At 73.7% G+C, this 14,310-nt stretch carries 16 protein-coding genes; 9 read left to right on the top strand and 7 right to left on the bottom strand.

Translation table 11 applies throughout. From position 1 onward, the window contains the following. Positions 1–2: 2 nt before the first annotated feature. The 3 genes from AB0J33_RS23970 to AB0J33_RS23980 all read right to left on the bottom strand — a co-directional run bounded on the left by AB0J33_RS23970 (position 3) and on the right by AB0J33_RS23980 (position 3,046). Positions 3–1,100, bottom strand: a complete 1,098-nt coding sequence (locus AB0J33_RS23970) for an AI-2E family transporter (protein WP_363616250.1) — start codon at positions 1,098–1,100, stop codon at positions 3–5. A 58-nt stretch (positions 1,101–1,158) separates the two neighbouring features. After that, entirely contained in the window at positions 1,159–1,953 is a 795-nt protein-coding gene (locus tag AB0J33_RS23975) for a fused MFS/spermidine synthase (protein WP_363616251.1), read from the bottom strand. Between the two features lie 115 nt (positions 1,954–2,068). Then, positions 2,069–3,046 (bottom strand): DUF2267 domain-containing protein, encoded by a 978-nt coding sequence (locus tag AB0J33_RS23980; RefSeq protein WP_363616252.1) that lies wholly within the window; start codon positions 3,044–3,046, stop codon positions 2,069–2,071. 201 nt (positions 3,047–3,247) lie between these two features. Here AB0J33_RS23980 and AB0J33_RS23985 point away from each other — a divergent pair, with 201 nt between their 5' ends. Continuing rightward, positions 3,248–3,562 carry a hypothetical protein gene (locus tag AB0J33_RS23985; protein ID WP_363616253.1) on the top strand — a complete coding sequence of 105 codons (315 nt, stop codon included), beginning with the start codon at positions 3,248–3,250 and terminating at the stop codon, positions 3,560–3,562. A gap of 74 nt (positions 3,563–3,636) precedes the next feature. Here the strand turns inward: AB0J33_RS23985 and AB0J33_RS23990 are convergent, their stop codons facing one another. Further along, positions 3,637–3,975 carry an STAS domain-containing protein gene (locus AB0J33_RS23990; protein WP_363616254.1) on the bottom strand — a complete coding sequence of 113 codons (339 nt, stop codon included), beginning with the start codon at positions 3,973–3,975 and terminating at the stop codon, positions 3,637–3,639. A 285-nt stretch (positions 3,976–4,260) separates the two neighbouring features. Between AB0J33_RS23990 and AB0J33_RS23995 the strand changes: the two genes are divergently transcribed. The 5 genes from AB0J33_RS23995 to AB0J33_RS24015 all read left to right on the top strand — a co-directional run bounded on the left by AB0J33_RS23995 (position 4,261) and on the right by AB0J33_RS24015 (position 8,676). Then, a complete protein-coding gene (locus tag AB0J33_RS23995; RefSeq protein ID WP_363616255.1) occupies positions 4,261–6,021 on the top strand; it encodes a PP2C family protein-serine/threonine phosphatase in 1,761 nt (586 codons plus the stop codon). Beyond that, entirely contained in the window at positions 6,018–7,055 is a 1,038-nt protein-coding gene (locus AB0J33_RS24000; RefSeq protein WP_363616256.1) for a cobalamin-dependent protein, read from the top strand. The genes AB0J33_RS23995 and AB0J33_RS24000 overlap by 4 nt, the downstream gene beginning before the upstream one ends. A 106-nt stretch (positions 7,056–7,161) precedes the next feature. After that, positions 7,162–7,509, top strand: a complete 348-nt coding sequence (locus AB0J33_RS24005) for an STAS domain-containing protein (RefSeq protein ID WP_363616257.1) — start codon at positions 7,162–7,164, stop codon at positions 7,507–7,509. Between the two features lie 84 nt (positions 7,510–7,593). Then, positions 7,594–8,040, top strand: coding sequence for a response regulator (locus tag AB0J33_RS24010; protein ID WP_363616258.1), 447 nt, complete (start codon positions 7,594–7,596; stop codon positions 8,038–8,040). 114 nt (positions 8,041–8,154) lie between these two features. Further along, positions 8,155–8,676 (top strand): ATPase, encoded by a 522-nt coding sequence (locus AB0J33_RS24015; RefSeq protein WP_363616259.1) that lies wholly within the window; start codon positions 8,155–8,157, stop codon positions 8,674–8,676. Positions 8,677–8,707: 31 nt separating this feature from the next. Here AB0J33_RS24015 and AB0J33_RS24020 read toward each other — a convergent pair whose 3' ends face one another. The 3 genes from AB0J33_RS24020 to AB0J33_RS24030 all read right to left on the bottom strand — a co-directional run bounded on the left by AB0J33_RS24020 (position 8,708) and on the right by AB0J33_RS24030 (position 11,525). Further along, positions 8,708–9,556, bottom strand: coding sequence for a hypothetical protein (locus AB0J33_RS24020; protein WP_363616260.1), 849 nt, complete (start codon positions 9,554–9,556; stop codon positions 8,708–8,710). Positions 9,557–9,998: 442 nt separating this feature from the next. Continuing rightward, positions 9,999–10,424 carry an OsmC family protein gene (locus tag AB0J33_RS24025; RefSeq protein ID WP_363616261.1) on the bottom strand — a complete coding sequence of 142 codons (426 nt, stop codon included), beginning with the start codon at positions 10,422–10,424 and terminating at the stop codon, positions 9,999–10,001. A 153-nt stretch (positions 10,425–10,577) separates the two neighbouring features. Further along, the gene (locus tag AB0J33_RS24030) at positions 10,578–11,525 is read right to left on the bottom strand and encodes a serine/threonine-protein kinase (RefSeq protein ID WP_363616262.1); all 948 of its coding nucleotides are present in this window, start codon (positions 11,523–11,525) and stop codon (positions 10,578–10,580) included. Between the two features lie 200 nt (positions 11,526–11,725). Between AB0J33_RS24030 and AB0J33_RS24035 the strand changes: the two genes are divergently transcribed. The 3 genes from AB0J33_RS24035 (at position 11,726) to AB0J33_RS24045 (ending at position 14,299) form a co-directional block, all read left to right on the top strand. After that, on the top strand, positions 11,726–11,956 hold the full coding sequence (locus tag AB0J33_RS24035) for a hypothetical protein (protein WP_363616263.1): 231 nt from the start codon (positions 11,726–11,728) through the stop codon (positions 11,954–11,956). Positions 11,957–12,069: 113 nt separating this feature from the next. After that, a complete protein-coding gene (locus tag AB0J33_RS24040; protein ID WP_363616264.1) occupies positions 12,070–12,816 on the top strand; it encodes a response regulator transcription factor in 747 nt (248 codons plus the stop codon). Further along, a complete protein-coding gene (locus AB0J33_RS24045; protein WP_363616265.1) occupies positions 12,794–14,299 on the top strand; it encodes a HAMP domain-containing sensor histidine kinase in 1,506 nt (501 codons plus the stop codon). The genes AB0J33_RS24040 and AB0J33_RS24045 overlap by 23 nt, the downstream gene beginning before the upstream one ends. Positions 14,300–14,310: the final 11 nt, after the last annotated feature.

The following is a 14,310-nucleotide window of genomic DNA, read 5'->3' on the forward strand; positions in this document are numbered from 1 at the left end:
GGTCAGTCGGCGTCGCCGGCGGCCGGCCGCTCGGACCGCGCGGCCGGTCCGGCCGGCGGGGTCGGCCGGAGCCGGCGCGGGCCGTACTCGCGCAGCAGGGTCTGGACGATGCCGGCGGCGGGGATGGCCAGCAGCGCGCCGAGCAGACCGGCCAGCTCCGCCGCGAGTAGCACGCTGACCAGCACGGTCAACGGGTTCAGCCGGACCGCGCGGGACAGGATGAGTGGCTGGAGCAGGTGGTTCTCCAACTGCTGGTAGACCACGAAGAAGACCAGCACGACCACTCCGGCGGTGGGGGAGTGCAGGAAGCCGGCCCCGGCCGCGATCACCGCGCCGAGGGTCGCCCCGACCAGCGGTAACAGGTCGGCGACCGCCACCAGCAGGGCGATCACGGCCGCGAAGGGCACCCCGGTGAGGGCCAGCACCGCGTAGGTCAACAACCCGCAGATCACGCTGATCAGCAGGTTTCCGGTGAGGTAGCCGGTGACCGTACGGGACACCTCCCGGCCCACCCGGCGTAGCCGCTCGCCCTGACCGTCCCCGCCCGCCGCGAGCAGGCCGCGGGTGATCCGCGGCGCCTCCAACACCATGAGGTACGCGAGCACGATGACGGTGAGTAGCCCGGCGACCGTCTCGATGATGCCGCGCAGCACGCCGACCGCGGGTTGGCGCAGCCGGCCGCCGAACTCGCGCAGTTGGTCGGAGTGCTCGCTGACGTAGCGTCGCGCCCCGGTGCGCTCCAGCACCTGCCCCACCGGTCCCCGACCGGCGCGGGCGTCGCGCAGCAGCTCCGGGGCCCGATCGGCGAAGCGGCCCAGCTCCCCGAACAGCGGCACCACGATCAGCGCGGCCAGGGCCGCCAGCAGCACGAACGCGGCGAGGAACACCAGCAGCGTGGCCAATGCCCGATGCCGGACGAACCGGCGTTGCAACCCGTCGACGAGGGGCTTGAGCGCGACGGCGAAGAACGCGGCGACCACCGCCCAGACCAGCACCCGGCGGGTCGCGTAGACGAATCCCAGTGCGAGTACGGTGGCCAGCGCCAGACCGATCACGATCAGGGTTCGGCGGCTGGTCTGCCGATCGTCGGCGTTGCTCATCCGACGCGCCTTCCCCGCCCACGCCGTCGGAAACCCGGCATTGCGGTCGCGGCGGTGATCAGGGGCGCGAGCTGGCGTCCGCGTCGGTGACGGGCTGGGCGCCGGCGACGAACGTGGTGAGCGCGTCGGCGTGCAGCAGACCGCCGGGCACCGGGTCACGCAGGGCGGCCACCGCCAGCCGGGCCACCGGCAGCCCACCGGGGCGGGAGGTCGCGGCGAGCACCAGGTTGCCGTAGCGCCGGCCGCGCAGCATCCGCCGGTCGCCCAGCACGCAGACGTCGGCGAAGACCGCCCGCAGGGTGGCCACCTGCCCCCGGGTGCCGACCAGCGGCGGCAGGTCCGTGACGTTGACCAGGTACAAGCCGTCGGGGCGCAGGGTGCGGGCCACCTCGGCGGCGAACTCGACGGTGCGGACGTGCCCCGGCATCCGGGCCGCCCGGTAGATGTCGGCGATCACCAGGTCGTACCGATCGGCCGGGGTTTCGGCGAGCGCGTCCCGGGCGTCGGCGACCTCCACCCGCACCTCGGGGGGCAGCGGCGGCAGCTCCCGGGCGACCAGCTCCACCACCGCCGTGTCCCGCTCGACGACCCGTTGCGGAGAGCCGGGCCGGGTGGCAGCCAGCCAGCGGGGCAGCGTCAACGCCCCGCCGCCCAGGTGCAGGACGGTCAGCGCAGCGCCGGCCGGAGCGGCCACCTCCACCGCCGAGGCGATCCGGCGGACGTACTCGAAGTGCAGGTGGCGGGGATCCTCGACGTCCACGTACGACTGCTCGACCCCGGCGGACAGCAGTGTCCGCCCGGTCCGGCGGACCGGGTCGGCGACCAGTTCCAGCCGGTCGGCGGCGCGGTTCATATCCGGCACGCTAGCCCAGCCCAGGGTGCGGCCCGCCGGTGGCCCGGCACGGCAGACGGGCCGGCGGAGCCGGGGTTGTCCCCGGTCCGCCGGCCCGTCGATGTCGTGACGGCCGTCAGCCGCCGGCCATCCCGGCCCCCACCTCGTCGATCGCCGCATCGATCTGGCGGGCGAGATCCACGTCGAGCGCGGTCACCCCGTCGGCCTGGTTGGTCCGCACGGTCAGTACGGCGGCGGTGTCTCCCGGACGTCCGATGCTGGGGCCACGGCCGTTGTCCTGGCGCAGCCGGTCGAGCCGGGCGAGCACCCGGTCCAGGTTGTCCGGCGGCAGCGCGACGACCCGGTAGAGGCCCTGGCTGTCGCCGGCCCAGTACGGCAGGTCGTCCAGTGCCGCGCTGATCTCGTCGGCGTCCAGGGTGGGTGTGGTGGTGGAGGCGCCCACGAGGCCGCCGCCGGCCTCCGGCGGGTTCAGCAGGTCGCGCAGCCCGTCCGGTACGTGCAACGACTCGACCAGGTCGCCGTCCTGCTCGGCGAGCGCGGCCATCGTCGCCTCCGCCTGATACCGGGCCTGCTCCGGGGTGTTGCCGCTGATCCGGCCCACCTCGGCCAGGAAGCCGGGAAGGTCCTGGTGCCGCTCGATGCCGTCGACCGGCAGTACGTCGTGCAGCGACGCGGGCACCGCCGCGAGCAGCCGCTGCCGCTCGGCGGTCCCCAGGGCGAACGCGAGGACCAGCACGGTGGCCTCGGTGCCCACCTTGGCCGTCTTGAAGTCGACCCCGGCGCGCCGCCGGACCTCGTCGACCAGGTCGTGGTACCCCATGCTGCGCACGCCGGCCGCGCCGCTCGGCGGGGACGGTTGGGGCCTCGGGTTGTCGGCGCTGCCGACCGCCGGCGGTGCCGGCCCGCCGCGCGTGGTGTCCGGTTTGTGCAGCCCGGCCGGCGGTGGGCCGGCACGCTTGCCCTGGTCGAGGCTGGTGAGCTGCTTGGAGGCGCTCAGGCTGGCACCGATCTCGCTGGGCTGGCGATTCTGCTCGCGGGCCTGCCGGGCGAGCGCCCGACGCCGCTGGTTGTCGCCCTCCATCTGCTTGCGCATGGTGGCACCCCTTCCGCTGGGGATCGTGGCTGCGCCAGTCGCCTTCCCGCCGTCCCGGAGAACGAAACGGAGGCCACCGGCCCGGGTCCACCCGGCCCCCGCCACGCTTCATCCGGCACGGGTGAGGGGTGCTCACCCGCCCGGCCCGCACGATCGGGTCAGGACCGGAGTTCTTCCGAGGTACGCGGAAGGAAGGTCGTCATGAAGGAGATCGTCGAGATCGTCCCCGCCCGACCCGGCTGGTACGCCCGCTGGCAGGTGACGCCCGAGATCACCAGGTGTTACCCGGTGAGCCTGTGGGCGCTGCTGGAGGAGGCCGACGGGACCGGCCGCGAGGTGATCGGGATGGACTGCATCGGTCAGTGGCCCGGCGCGGACGACAACGAGGCGAGTGGGCAGTTCGTCCGCTACCTGTACCAGACGCCCGATTCGGGGAAACCCGATGACGTCGACTCCGCCCCCACCGGCGAGCTGCGCGAGAGCGGCCCCCGGCTCCAGCAGATGACGGCGCCCTAGACATTCCTCCGGCCCCCGACCCCAGGTCCCAGGGTCGGGGGCCATCCCCGTTTCGCTCCCGGGATGGCCGCGGATCAGCCGATGGCGCGCACGTCGTCGTCGGCGTAAGCCTCGGCCAGCAACTCGCTCAGGCCGGTGCGGTCGAGCATCCGTTGCAGCTGTGGGCTGACTCCGGTCAACCGGATCGTCCCGGCGGCGCGGTGCACCACCAGCAGCGCGCTGAGCCCGGAGGAGTCGCAGAGGGTCACACCGGTCAGGTCGACCTGGACCGGGGCGTCCCGGTCGCCGCGCAGGTCGGCCGCCGCAGCGATCAGCTCGGGGGCGGTGTCGTAGTCGAGTTCACCGCTCAGCCGAAGTCGGACGTGCCCGGCGGCGAGCCGGGTTGTCTCGATGGTCAGCAGCTGGTCGGGCATCCCTCCATTTTCCCGGTCGCGGAACAAAACGCAAAGCCAGGGCGACTGACGCGCGCGCGTCAGCCGCCCGCGCGCGCGTCAGTCGCCCGGCGGCGTGCCGATCCTCGGGCGACGGTGCCGCCGCCGACCGGCGCGGCGGGTACCGGTCGCGGTCGGTGCCGACCCCCGCCACCTGCGGTGAGATGCCGCCAACAGTGTTCGGGCGTAGGGTGGGTTGGAAAGTTTTGACCGTAGACGCCGGTTCCGGCACGGGTTCGGTGGACGACAAGGAGTGAGGCTCAGCTGGTGACTGCTTCCGACGTCAGGGACACGGACCCGGGCGACGGACGGCTCTCCACGCCGAGCACGACACGACCCCCGGCGTGGTCCGCCGACGTCCGCCCCCGCCCACCAGCGGCCCTGCCGCCGCTGGCCCCCGACCGGGGTCAGGCCACGCCCGACTGGTTCGAGGTCGTCGAGCACTTCCGGGAGGGCCTGGTGGTCTGCGACGCCGACGGCGTCGTGCGGCACGTCAGCCCGGTGGCCGAGCGGTTGCTGCCGGAGGTGACACCCGGCGAGCTGCTCAGTGCGGCAGGCGTGCCGGGGCTGACCGAGAACGCCGTGGGCGCGTTCACCCACCGCGGGCGTCGGCTCAGCGCCCGCCAGGTGCCGCTCTCGGGAGCCCGCTGCTGCTGGTACGTCGAGGATGTCACCGACAGCGCCAGCCGCGCCGACGCGCTGCTCGCCGAGCGGGCCCGCTCGGCGTTCCTGGCCGTGGTCGGTGACAAGCTGGGCAACCCCCTGCACCCCGACCGGGCCGCTGCCGCGGCGGTCCGACTCGCCGTGCCGACCCTGGCCGAGGTGGCGGTGCTGGTGCTCGCCCCACGCGCCGGCCGATCCCGCTGGTGGCGGGCCTCGCGTGCCGACGACGAGGCGCCGATGGTGGACAGCGGCGTGTTGGCCGGCGGTGGGTTGCCCTCCGCCATCGCCGACGCGCTCACCGGGGCCGAGCCGCACGCGGTGGACTGGCTGGTCGAGCAGGCGGTCGACGCCGGTTGGCTGCCGGGGCTCGCCGGCGCGGAGAGCGCCGCCCGGGTCGTTCCACTGCCGGGTCGGGACGCGCCGGTCGGTGTGCTGCTGGTGGCCCGCCGCGCCACCCGCTGGTACGACGACGCCGACGTGGAGCTGATCCGCGCGTTCGCGGCCCGTGCCGGCGCGGCGTTGACCACCGCGCTGCTCTATCGCGACCAGGCGGAGGTGGCCGACACCCTCCAGGCCAGCCTGCTGCCGGTCGAGCCGGTCGAGGCCGTCGGCGTGCAGTGGGGCACCGCGTACCGGCCGGCGCAGGCGGGATTGCGCATCGGCGGCGACTTCTACGGCTCGCACCGGCTCCCCGACGGGGGCTCGGTGTTCTTCCTCGGCGACGTGTCCGGCAAGGGCGTCGAGGCCGCCGTCTTCACCGGTCAGTTACGTCAGTGCCTCCAGGCGCTGCACCGGTTGGAGTCGCACCCCGCACGGTTGCTGCGGTTGCTCAACGACGCGCTGCTCGAGACGACCCAGGCGCACGGCCAGGGCAGATTCGCCACGATGGTGCTCGGCGTGGCCCGCCCGGAGCGCGACGGTGGTCTCACCCTCACCATGGCCGGCGGCGGGCACCTGCCGCCGCTGGTGCTGCGCGCCTCCGGTGAGGTGGAGGCGGTGCCGCTGCGCGGCATGCTGATCGGCGTGGTGTCCGACCCCCGGGTCGGCGAGGTGACCGTGCGGCTGGCACCGGGCGAGACCTGCCTGCTCTACAGCGACGGGGTGACCGAGGCCCGGGGTGGCCGGCGTGGCGACGAGCAGTTCGGCCCCGAGCGGCTGGTCAGTGCGCTGACCGGCTGCCAGCGGATGCCCGCGCCGGCCCTGGCCGAACGGGTCGAGCAGATCACCTGCGACTGGCTGGGGCACGGCGACCACGACGACATCGCCGTGCTGGCGTTGCGAGCTGCCGGCCTGGGTGGGCGCGGGGCGCGGCATCTGCACGCGGTACCGCCGGCGTCGACCGGACCGAAGGGAACTGACGCGTGACCGCCGCCACGACCGACGCCGACCTTGGTAGCGCGTACTCCGGCTACCTGGACTGCCTCGCCGACGCCGACGAGTACGCCGCGACCGACCTGGCGATCGACCTGCTCGACGCGGGCGTACCGGCGGAGCGGGTGCTGCTCGACCTGGTCGCGCCCGCACAGGCCGAGGTGGGCGAACGGTGGGCGCGTAACGAGTGGAGCGTCGCCCAGGAGCACGCGGCCACCCACATCAGCGAGCGGGTGGTGGCGGCGGTGGCCGCGCACGTCAAAATTCGGCCGACCGGCGGGCGGGTCGTCGTCGCTTGCATGGACGGCGAGTGGCACGCGCTGCCGCCCCGGCTGGTGGCCGAGGTGCTGCGGTTGCGCGGGTGGCAGGTGACCTTCCTGGGCGCCAGCGTGCCCGCGGCGCACCTCGTGTCGTACCTGCACCGTTACGACGCGCACGCGGTCGCGTTGGCGTCCGCGCTGCCGATGCGGCTGCCGTACGCCCACCGCATGATCGAGGCTTGTCGCCGGTCGGACGTGCCGGTGGTGGTCGGAGGGCGCGGTTTCGGCGCGGACGGCCGGTGGGCGCGGCGGCTCGGCGTGGCCTGGGCGCCGGACGCGCCCTCGGCGGCCGAGTTGATCGCTGACGAGCGGGCGCTGCGCGGGGTGCCGCCGGCGCGGCTGACCCACCTGGCCGACGACGAGTACGCCAGCCTGGTGCGCCGTCGGGGTGAGCTGATCGACAGCGCGTTGGCGGAGCTGCGGGAACGGGTGCCGGCGGCACGGGCGTACACCGCCGCCCAGCTGGACGCGACGATCAGCGACCTGGGCCACATCGTGGATTTCCTGGCCGCTGCGGTCTACGTCGACGACGCCTCGTTGTTCACCGAGTTCGTGCAGTGGCTGTCGGGGATTCTGCGCAGTCGTGGGGTGCCCGCGGGGGCGATCGCCCTGCCTCTGGAGCACTACGCCGCCGCTTTACGGGACTTCCCCCGGGCGGGGCGGGTGTTGGCGCTGGGATGCGCGGCGCTGACCGCCGCCACCCGCTGACCGGCCTCCGGATCGATCACCGCGCCCGGCGGCGGTGGAGGCAGCCCTGCGTATACTTGCCGCACTGCAAACGTCCCACCCCGAGGGTGGAGCGAGGGGGAGAACGGTGACGTTCAGCGTCAGCTACGTCGAGCGCGACGGTGGTGGCGCCTGCCTGCGGCTCGCGGGCGAGCTGGACCTGAGCACCGCCCCCGAGCTGACCGCCGCGATCGACCGGCTCACCGCGGCCGGCGAGACCAGGGTGCTGCTCGACCTCACCGACCTCACGTTCTGCGACTCCACCGGGATGGCCGTGTTCGTGCGGGGCGACAACCAGGCGGCGGCCGACGGGGGTTGGCTTCGGCTCACCGGCGCCAACGGCCGGGTCGAGCGGGTGCTGCGGGTGACCGGCCTCGCCGACGTGTTGCGCTACGAGCCGGAGTCGGTCGACCCCGCGTCCCGCAGTGCCCCCTGATGGGCTAGATTTCCCCGCCAGCATTTTCCCGCCAGCGCGGTGACCGTCAGGGTCCCGTCCCCGCCGACCCCGAGGCAGGTAGTGATGGGCGCAGACAGCCCGCAGCCGGTACGCATCCTGGTGGTCGACGACGACCCGGGTGACGTGCTCATGATCGAGGAAGCACTGGCGGACTCCGACGTCGAGAAGATCATCGACGTGGTCAGTGACGGCGAGGAGGCGATGGAGTTCCTCCGCGCCGAGGGCCGGCACGAGCAGGCCCGCCGGCCGGACGTGATCCTGCTGGATCTGAACATGCCGCGGATGGACGGTCGGCAGGTGCTCGGGGCGGTCAAGCAGGACGAGGATCTGCGGACCATCCCGATCGTCGTGTTGACCACCTCCAACGCCGACACCGACATCGTCGGCAGCTACACGTTGCAGGCCAACGCGTACGTCACCAAGCCGATCGACCTGGACGACTTCAACGACGTGGTCCGCCGCATCGACGAGTTCTTCGGCCGGGTCGTCGTGTTGCCCAAGCGCACCTGACCTCAGCGTCACCTGCGCGCATGCTGAACATTTTCCCCGAACCCCCTCGGTGGTCGTCTCCGCGGCCGAGGATCCAGGTGGGGAAGTAACAGCAGCTGCCTGGGGGGCGACAGTATGAGGTTCTCCGTCGTTGACACCGGTTACGACCAGCGGCAGGTGGATCACTGCCTGGACGAGTTGGGAATCCGGTTGTCCCGGCTTGCGGCGCGGGCTGAGGGCGCGGCCGGGGCGGCCCGGGAGTGGGACGAGATCCGCCAGGAGGCGGCCTGGCTCAGCGGGCTGCTGGACCGGCTGGACCTGGGCGACGCCGCCGTTTCCCGGTACGCCGGTGACGCGGTGCCACGCGAGGCCGCGCAGATCCTGGCCCAGGCCCGCGTCGAGCTGGACGAGGCCCGCGAGGAGGCGCGGCGGGTGCGCGAGCGGGCGTACGCGGACGCCGTGCAGGCCCGACGTGACTTCGAGGCGGCGCTGGATGCCCGTCGGCGGCGTGCGGCGCAGGTGGACGAGATCCTCGGCCAGGTGACCGTCGACCAGGTGCCCGCCGACACTCCGACCGCGGCCGCCGGCGTACCGGGCAGTCGGGTCGGAGCCGGCGGGCTGGACGCGGGCGCGCAGCCCCCACCCGGTCGTCGCTGAGACGCGCGGGCGCCGGGTCCGGTGCCCCGGCTCAGGCGGTGAGCGCCGCCGCGACCGTCGTCGCCCGGTCCTCGTGCTGGGCGTACGCGTCCGGGTAGGCGGAGATCTGCACGGCCTGGGCGGCGGCGGTGACGCTCATGTCCTGCCAGCCGGGGATCTCGTTGAGCGCGGTGTAGAAGGCCCGCGCGGCGTACGACGGGCGCATCAGCTGGGCGACCGTGCCCCAGCCGCTGCTGGGCCGCTGCTGGAACAGCCCGACCGAGTCGTGGTCGGAGCCGCTGCCCTGGTTCGGGTATTCCGCCGACTCCGGGAGCACGTCGCTGGCCAGGTTGTAGAGGTTGCTCTCCTGCATCGCGGTGGCCAGTGCCACCACCAGGGCGCGACGCGGCATCTTCATCTCCAGGCCGACGTCCACGATGATCTTCGCGTTGTCCATCTGCGCCTGGTCCAGGCCGGCGACCGGCCGGGGACGGCGTGGCTTCACCGGCTTCTTGGGGGCCTTGCGGACGGCGGTGGGGGTGGGCGTGGGCTTCGCCGTCGGGCTGGGCAGGATCCGTGCCGGGGCGGCGTCGCGGTCCAGCGAGCGGGAGGCGCGCTCGTCGGCGATGGCGGCGCGGTCGGCCACCGCCTCGGCGAGCGGCTCCACCGTGCGGGCCGCGTCGTCGTTGCCGCGCGCGGTGGCGACCGCGACGAGGCTGAGGCAGCAGGTGACACCGGTGGCCAACGCCACCCGCACCGGAGTCGAGCCCAGCAGGGCGCGCCGGGGCGGTTCGGGGGCCCGGTGACGGCCGATCGTCCGTTCGGTTGATGCGGCGTCGTCCGAAGGGGTGGTCGGGCGGGCGTCGGTCAGCTTCTGGTCGGAGGGGTCGTCGGGATGCACCTGCCGAGGCTAAAGAGCTGACCGTCCGAAGCCATCAGTCCATACGGTGGCATGCGCCACAATTTGCCCTGATCATGGCGACTTTAACCGGCAAAATGGCGGTGACGCGACCCAACCTCGCGGATCACCCCAGACGGTTATTCCCGAATTGCCGGGTGAATGCGGCCGCCTCACCGGCCCGGCCGCCGCGCACAATGTCACTCCGCGCCCTCAACCGAATGGTCGACCCGCACCTCCACCGGGCGGCCCCCGGGCCTTACCCGACCCCGGGCCTTGCCCAAGCCGTCAGGCACGCGCAGATCGTGCTCGATCCAGGAAGTCGGGGCCTTGAGGCGGGCTAATGCCACGACAACCAGGATGGAGCACGATCATGCGAGGCGCCGCGCTTGCGGCGGCTGGCTCCGCGACGGTCAGTGTCGGCCGTTTTCGGCCGGGGTAACGGTCAGTGTCGGCCGTTCTCGGCCGGGGTGACGGTCAGTCGGTGTCGACTGGCGTCGCTGCTGGAGAACGGCCAGAGCCGGTCGGCGTACTCGACCAGGTCGGCCAACTGATCTCGGCTCAGGCCGGCCGAGGAGATTTCCGCGTGCACGTCGGCCCGGTACCGGCCGTCGGTGTCCCGCCCCAGCTTCGCCTCCGCCCGGACCTGGACGGTGTGCGCCTCGTCGGTGATCTCCCCGGCCACCTCCACCGCCGCGTGGTGCAGGCAGGAGGCGAAGGCCGCGGCCAGCAACTGTTCCGGGGTCAGCCCGGTGCAGTGCGGCGCCAGCGGTGAGGCCAGCGCGGTGGAGAGCCCGCCATCGTCGGTGCGTACGTGACCGCCCTCGGCGGTCGCTGTGGCCTCACGCAGCCAGGAACTCTGATCCGGCATCGCGTTTCTCCCGTCGCTCACCAGCCCGGCTACCCGGCCGCCGCCCCGCGAAACGCCGCGCGGCCCCGCGATGCGGCCCGAGCGCTGGCCGGCGCGCTGGCCGGAGCGCTGATCTGCCCGCCCGGCGCGGCGGAACGCGGTGGGCCGGCACGGTCAGCGCCCGGCGGCCCGGTTGGGCTCGTCGACGACCGCCACCGCCTCGGTGACCTCCGCGGCGGCCCGGTCGGTCCACGGTGACGTCGGGGCCGGACGGCGGGCCGTCGGGATGGTCATCGGCACGTACACCCGGGCGTCCACGGCCTCGGCCAGCACCAGCGCGGCGACCAGGCTGGTCGGGCGCTGCTCGGGGTCGTCGGCGAGGCAGGAGTGGCACAGCTCGGCGACCTCCGGCGGGAGCCCGTCGATGTCGGGCAGCGGCTCCGGTGGCTGACAGCGGCGTACGCCGAGTAGTTCGTTGGCGGTCTGGGCGCGGTACGGCAGACGGGCGGTCAGGCTGTAGTAGAGCAGCACCCCGAGGGCGTACATGTCGGCGGCGGGGGTGGCCGGCGCCTCGTCCAGCTGTTCGGGTGCCAGGTACGCCGGGGTGCCCAGCACCATCCCGCTCGGCATCGGGTCCGGTGTTCCGGCGGGGATGGCGATGCCGAAGTCGAGCACCTTCACCCCGGCCGGGGTGAGCATGACGTTGGCGGGCTTGATGTCACGGTGCACGATGCCCTCGGCGTGCGCGGCGGCCAGCGCGGCGGCGACCTCCGCGCAGACCCGCACCGCGATCCGCCAGTCCAGTGGCCCGGCACGCAGGTGCGCGGCGAGTGTCTCGCCCTCGGCCAACTCCATCACGATGTACGGCATCGGCTGGCCCGGCCAGGTCGAGGAGGTGCCGAAGTCGTGCACGCTCGCCACGTTCGGGTGCACCAGCCGGGCCGCCGAGCGGGCCTCCGTGCGGATCCGGTCCACCGGGCCGTGCCGGTCGTCCGGACCGGGGGAGATGAGCTTCACCGCGACCGGTCGGTCCAGTACCTGGTCGTGCGCCCGCCACACCTCGGACATTCCGCCGACGCCGATCCGCTGATCGAGCCGGTACCGCCCGTCCAGCGTGCGCATCGACCACTCCTCGTCCTCGCCCCGCCGACGGCGGGGTGCTCACGTCGCGGTACCCGGGCTCCGAACTGGGCAAACCGTCGGCCGGTCGCGAGCGGGCCGGCCGGGGCAGCCCGCTGCGCCGCGGCGACCGGTGCGGTAGCTTGCGAGCCAGAGCCGGTGTCACCGATTGTGCCGGCACGGTCACCCGAGGGGGCGCCGCGATGAGCGAGGTCACCGTACGCTTCGTCGGCGGGCCCGCGGACGGCCTGGTCCGGCTGCTGCCGGCCGGGCCGGACGGTGCCCCACCCCACCGATGGATCATGCGGCATCCCGACGGCACCGGTCCGGTGCAGCCCGGCCCCGACCATCTCTACGAACGCGACCGGCTCGACGAGGCGGGCGGCTGGAGCATGCGGTTCGTGCGTACCGACGCGTACGGGGTGTCCGAGTGACCACGAGGCGGGGCTGACCGGTGGTGTCGCCGGCGTCGCGTCGGCCCGGTCGCACAGCTGGCACACAGCCTCCGCAGGGGCGCGGTACAGGTGACGCGGCCACGATGGGCCACATGGTTATGAACGGGCAGGCCGCGCCGAGCCGGATCGAGTTGCGTCGCCCCGACGGCGAACCCGTCCGGGTGCTGGTGGTCGACGACGAACCGACGCTCACCGACCTGCTGTCGATGGCGCTGCGCTACGAGGGCTGGCAGGTCCGCGCCGCCGGCAACGGCATGGCGGCGTTGAGCACCGCCCGCCAGTTCCAGCCGGACGCCGTGGTGCTCGACGTGATGCTGCCCGACCTGGACGGCTTCCAGGTGCTGCGTCGGCTGCGCGAGCACGCCCCCACCGTGCCGGTGCTCTTCCTGACCGCCCGCGACGCGGTGGAGGAACGCATCGCCGGGTTGACCGTGGGTGGCGACGACTACGTCACCAAACCGTTCAGCCTGGAGGAGGTGATCGCCCGGCTGCGTGCGCTGCTGCGGCGCTCCGGGCTCGCGGTCGCCGCCCGGGAGGAGGCGGTGCTGACCGTCGGTGACCTCAGCCTCGACGAGGACAGCCACGAGGTCCGCCGGGGCGGCCAGCTCATCACCCTCACCGCGACCGAGTTCGAGCTGCTGCGCTACCTGATGCGCAATCCGCGCCGGGTGCTCAGCAAGGCACAGATCCTCGACCGGGTGTGGAACTACGACTTCGGCGGCCAGGCCAACGTGGTGGAGCTGTACATCTCGTACCTGCGCAAGAAGATCGACGCCGGTCGGCCGCCGATGATCCACACGCTGCGCGGCGCGGGCTATGTCCTCAAGCCCGCCGAGTAACCCCCGCCCGCTGCGCGCCGCCCGCCGCTGGCTGGCCGGACGCTCGTTGCGTACCCGATTGGTGTTTGCCCTGCTCGCGCTGCTGGCCCTGGTCAGCGTCGCCATCGGTGGCCTGACCACGGTGGCGCTGCGGCACTTCCTGATCGACCGGCTCGACGCCCAGCTGGCCCCCGCCACGGCCATGCGGGGCGACCGTCCGGGACGGCCGGCCTTCCCCGGCAACGGACCGGCCATCCCAGCCGGGTTGCCGTCCGGTGCGGTGGTCGCCGAGGTCACCGACGGTCGGGTGACCGGCGCCCGGACCCTGACCAACAGCTCGTCCAGCGCCGATCCGTTCCCGGACGAGCAGTCCGTGCCGGTGGGGGAGGTCGCCGCGTTGGCGGAGCTGCCGGTCGACGCCAGGCCGCGCACCGTCGACCTCGGCGATCGCGGTGACTACCGGGCCGTGGCCCGCAGGTACTGGGACGGCCGGGTGCGCGTCGTCGCGGTCCCCCTCTCCGGCGTCCAGGAGACCGTCTGGGCGCTGGTCGCCGCGCAGGCCGGGGTGGCCGCCGTGGGGCTGGTCCTCGCCGGCGCCGCCGGTGCGCTGATCGTGCGGGCGACCCTGCGACCGCTCAACCGGGTGGCCGCCACCGCCACCCGCGTCACCGAGCTGCCCCTGGACCGCGGCGAGGTGGCCCTCGCCGTCCGGGTTCCGGCCCCGGACACCGACCCGCGCACCGAGGTCGGTCAGGTGGGCGCGGCGCTGAACCGGATGCTTGGCCACGTCGCCGACGCGCTCTCCGCTCGGCAGGCCAGCGAGACTCGGGTACGCCAGTTCGTCGCCGACGCCAGCCACGAGTTGCGCACCCCCCTGGCGGCGATCCGCGGTTACGCCGAGGTGGCCCGGCGGGGCCGCGACGAGGTTCCCGCCGACGTGGCGCACGCGCTGCGTCGGGTGGAGTCGGAGAGCACCCGGATGACCAGCCTCGTCGACGACCTGCTGCTGCTCGCCCGCCTCGATACCGGCCGTCCGCTCGCGGTCGAACCGGTGGACCTGACCGCCCTGGTGGTGGACGCGGTCAGCGACGCGCACGTCGCCGGCCCCGACCACCGCTGGCAGCTCGAACTTCCCGAGGTGGCGATCCGGGTGCCGGGTGACGCCGCCCGGCTGCACCAGGTGGTGGCGAACCTGCTGACCAACGCCCGGGTGCACACCCCGCCGGGCAGCACGGTCACCACCACCCTCGCGGTCGACGCCACCAGCGCCGTGCTCACCGTCGCCGACGACGGGCCCGGGGTGCCGGTGGAGCTGCAACCGGAGATGTTCGAGCGGTTCGCCCGGGGCGACAGCTCCCGGTCGCGCGCGCATGGCAGCACCGGCCTCGGTCTGGCGATCGTCGCGGCGGTGGTGGAGGCCCACCTCGGGACGGTCGGAGTGGACAGCCGCCCGGGCCGGACGGTGTTCAGCGTCCGGTTGCCGAATCCCACAGTTGACGCCTAGTCGGCACACGG

Source organism: Micromonospora sp. NPDC049645, from assembly GCF_040675155.1.
Taxonomy (GTDB): Bacteria; Actinomycetota; Actinomycetes; order Mycobacteriales; family Micromonosporaceae; genus Micromonospora.

What these genes read in the sequence shown, in the direction of transcription:
- AB0J33_RS23970 (WP_363616250.1), bottom strand. Translation starts at nt 1,100, where the DNA reads ATGAGCAACGCCGACGATCGGCAGACCAGCCGCCGAACCCTGATCGTG.
- AB0J33_RS23975 (WP_363616251.1), bottom strand. Translation starts at nt 1,953, where the DNA reads ATGAACCGCGCCGCCGACCGGCTGGAACTGGTCGCCGACCCGGTCCGC.
- AB0J33_RS23980 (WP_363616252.1), bottom strand. Translation starts at nt 3,046, where the DNA reads ATGCGCAAGCAGATGGAGGGCGACAACCAGCGGCGTCGGGCGCTCGCC.
- AB0J33_RS23985 (WP_363616253.1), top strand. Translation starts at nt 3,248, where the DNA reads ATGAAGGAGATCGTCGAGATCGTCCCCGCCCGACCCGGCTGGTACGCC.
- AB0J33_RS23990 (WP_363616254.1), bottom strand. Translation starts at nt 3,975, where the DNA reads ATGCCCGACCAGCTGCTGACCATCGAGACAACCCGGCTCGCCGCCGGG.
- AB0J33_RS24010 (WP_363616258.1), top strand. Translation starts at nt 7,594, where the DNA reads ATGGGCGCAGACAGCCCGCAGCCGGTACGCATCCTGGTGGTCGACGAC.
- AB0J33_RS24015 (WP_363616259.1), top strand. Translation starts at nt 8,155, where the DNA reads ATGAGGTTCTCCGTCGTTGACACCGGTTACGACCAGCGGCAGGTGGAT.
- AB0J33_RS24025 (WP_363616261.1), bottom strand. Translation starts at nt 10,424, where the DNA reads ATGCCGGATCAGAGTTCCTGGCTGCGTGAGGCCACAGCGACCGCCGAG.
- AB0J33_RS24030 (WP_363616262.1), bottom strand. Translation starts at nt 11,525, where the DNA reads ATGCGCACGCTGGACGGGCGGTACCGGCTCGATCAGCGGATCGGCGTC.
- AB0J33_RS24035 (WP_363616263.1), top strand. Translation starts at nt 11,726, where the DNA reads ATGAGCGAGGTCACCGTACGCTTCGTCGGCGGGCCCGCGGACGGCCTG.
- AB0J33_RS24040 (WP_363616264.1), top strand. Translation starts at nt 12,070, where the DNA reads ATGGTTATGAACGGGCAGGCCGCGCCGAGCCGGATCGAGTTGCGTCGC.
- AB0J33_RS24045 (WP_363616265.1), top strand. Translation starts at nt 12,794, where the DNA reads ATGTCCTCAAGCCCGCCGAGTAACCCCCGCCCGCTGCGCGCCGCCCGC.